This is a genomic window from Kitasatospora sp. NPDC057512, assembly GCF_042802135.1.
Lineage (GTDB): Bacteria > Actinomycetota > Actinomycetes > Streptomycetales > Streptomycetaceae > Kitasatospora.
Window position 1 is genome coordinate 1 of the sequence record NZ_JBHVET010000893.1, and the last position, 3,029, is coordinate 3,029.

Below are 3,029 nucleotides of genomic sequence, written 5' to 3' on the forward strand. Positions count from 1 at the left end.
CATGTCGCATGGCGGGCCCGTTCCGTTTCCCCGCCGTCGACCCGGGAGGCCGCCGAGTGACCGTGTTCCCTCAAGAGGGCCTTAAATCCACCTTAAGACCTACTTAGGGTGACGGAACGACGACTGCCGGCCACGCGGTACAACAGCTCTGCAACGGCCGTCCCAAGGAAGGCTTTTGGTCGTTGACACCACTTATGGTCTAGGCCAGAGTCCAGTCATCCGGTTCGAGATTCAACCTCGCCGGATGTGGTATCAGCCCTCCCCCAAGCTCTTCGCCGCCCCCTGTCCGGACTCTCCGCCACGGGCGCCAATCACGCTGCCGGCGGGCACAACGGCTCTACACCCCTCGGAGGATGGCGTGAAGAAGCGTCAGCTCGTGTCGACGCTCGGGACCCTGGCACTGGCGGTCGGCCTGACGGCCTGTTCCTCGACGGCGAAGCCCTCGGGCGACGCCGGCGCGGGCGGTTCCGCGGACCCGAAGGCCGCCGGTGGCACCGTCACCGTCTGGCTGATGGACGACGCCCAGAAGAACTGGCCGGACCTGGTCCAGCGGGTCAACGACGAGTTCGCGGCGAAGTACCCGAACGTCACCCTCAAGCTGGCGTACCAGGGTTGGGCCGACAAGCTGGCCAAGCTCGACAAGGCCATCGCCGACGGCAGCGCCCCCGACGTGGTCGAGCTGGGCAACACCGAGACCATGAAGTACGTGCTCTCCGGCGCGCTGGCCCCGGTGGACCGCGGCACCTTCGACAACTCCGACAGCTGGATCAAGGCGCTCGCCAACACCTGTACGTACCAGGACAAGCTCTGGTGCGTGCCCTACTACGCCGGCTCCCGGGTCGCCATCTACAACTCCACCGCCTTCCAGCAGGCCACCGGCAGCGCCGACTTCCCGAAGACCGAGGCGGAGCTGCTGGCCGCGCTGGACAAGGTCGCGGACCGGAACAAGGCCGACAAGACCTTCTCCCCGCTCTACCTGCCCGGCCCGTACTGGTACGCCGCGATGAGCTACGTGGCCGCGTACGGCGGCGGCATCGCCAAGTTCGACGGCTCCGGCAACTGGCACGGCACCCTGCACGACCCCAAGTCCCAGCAGGGCATCAGCCACTTCGTCGACCTGGTGCGCAAGTACAACAAGGGCGACCTGGCGGTGAACGAGCAGAACCAGTTCGAGTCGATGGCCCGCGGGCACGCCGCGTCCTTCTACGGCAACGGCTACGAGGCGGCCAGCGTCACCGCGCCGGTCACCGGCGACCCGAGCCTCAAGGACGCCGTCAAGGTGGCCACCATGCCCGGCCCGGACGGCAAGCCGCTGCCGACCTTCATCGGCGGCTCCGACCTCGCCGTCACCGCCAAGTCCCAGCAGGTGGCGCTGGCCACCGACTGGATCCGGATGTTCACCAGCAGCAAGTCCGAGCAGGCGCTGGCCGACAAGGACATCCTGCCGAACAACCTGACCCAGCTGAACCCGCTGAAGAGCAAGCCGAGCACCGCCGCCGCGGCCAACGCCGTGCCGGACGCCTGGTTCACCCCGCTGGCCCCCGGCTGGGGCGCGGTCGAGAAGCAGAAGATCATCCCGGACATGCTGACCTCGATCCTCAAGGGCAAGTCGGTGGACCAGGCCACCAAGGAGGCCGACGCCGCGATCGACCAGCTGATCAACAAGGCGTCCTGACCTCCCGTCGCGCCCGCCGCCGGATGCCCGTCCCGTTGTCGGGAGGGCGTCCGGAGGGGCGTGCGGGTGGGCGTGCGCGCGGGGCGTGCGGGCGTGCGGACGGAGGTGCCCGGCGGCAGGCGCGCCCGTAGGATTGCGGGACGAAGGACCGCAGCGAGTGTGCGGACTCGCCGCCTGGAGGTCCCCGCCGGGCAGCCGCCCGAGCGGGGTCGACCCGTCTCACCGGAGGCAGACCCAGATGTCCGACCCGCAGACCGTTCCCGTCCCCGGCCGGATCATGGCGGCGGAGATGGCCGAGCAGCCGGCCGTCCTCCAGCGCATCCTCGACGAGGGTGCCCCGAAGATCCGCGAGGTCGCCGCGCAGATCGCCGCCCGCCGCCCGCGCTTCGTCCTGCTCACCGCGCGCGGCACGTCCGACAACGCCGCGCTGTACGCCAAGTACCTGATCGAGATCCTGCTCGGCAAGCCGGCCGGCCTGACCTCGATGTCCACCACCACCGCGTACGGCGCCAAGCCGGACCTCACCGACGTCCTGGTCGTCACCGTCAGCCAGTCCGGCGGCTCGCCCGACCTGGTGGCCTCCACCAAGGCCGCCCGGGAGGCCGGGGCCGTCACGCTCGCGGTGACCAACAACGCCGCCTCGCCGCTCGCCGAGGTCTCCGAGTTCCACATCGACGTGCTGGCCGGCCCGGAGAAGGCGCTGCCGGCCACCAAGACGTACACCGCCGAGCTGCTGGCGCTCTACCTGCTGGTCGAGGGCCTGCGCGGGGGCGACGGTGGGGCGGCCAAGGAGCTGCCGGGCCTGGCCGCCGGGGTGCTGGCCCGCCGGGCCGAGGTGAAGGCGCTGGCCGAGCGCTACCGCTTCGCCCAGCGCCTGGTGATCACCTCACGCGGCTACGGCTACCCGACCGCCCGCGAGGCGGCGCTCAAGCTGATGGAGACCACCTACATCCCGGCCACCCCGTTCTCCGGCGCGGACCTCCTGCACGGCCCGCTGGCGATGGTGGACAACGTCTCGCCGGTCATCGCGATCGTCCCGGACGGCAAGGGCGGTGAGGCCCTCCAGCCGGTGCTGGACCGGCTGCGCGGGCGCGGTGCGGACCTGGTGGTGGTCGGCCAGCAGGCGCAGGTGGACGCGGCCTCGGCCGGCTTCGCGCTGCCGGCCGGCGTGCCCGAGGAGGTGCAGCCGATCCTGGAGATCCTGCCGCTGCAGCTGCTGGCCTACGAGGTCACCATCGCCCGCGGCCAGGACCCGGACGCCCCGCGCGCCCTGGCCAAGGTCACCGAGACGCGCTAGCCCGGGCCGCGCGCGGTGGCGGCCCGGGCCGCACGCGAGCCGGCCCCGGTCCACAGG

General features: G+C 71.2%; 2 protein-coding genes. Both read left to right on the forward strand.

All coding sequences use genetic code 11. From position 1 onward, the window contains the following. Positions 1 to 358: 358 nt before the first annotated feature. Entirely contained in the window at positions 359 to 1,675 is a 1,317-nt protein-coding gene (locus tag ACFU6K_RS35405; protein ID WP_380670194.1) for an extracellular solute-binding protein, read from the forward strand. 238 nt (positions 1,676 to 1,913) lie between these two features. Continuing rightward, positions 1,914 to 2,972, forward strand: coding sequence for an SIS domain-containing protein (locus ACFU6K_RS35410; protein WP_380670196.1), 1,059 nt, complete (start codon positions 1,914 to 1,916; stop codon positions 2,970 to 2,972). Positions 2,973 to 3,029: the final 57 nt, after the last annotated feature.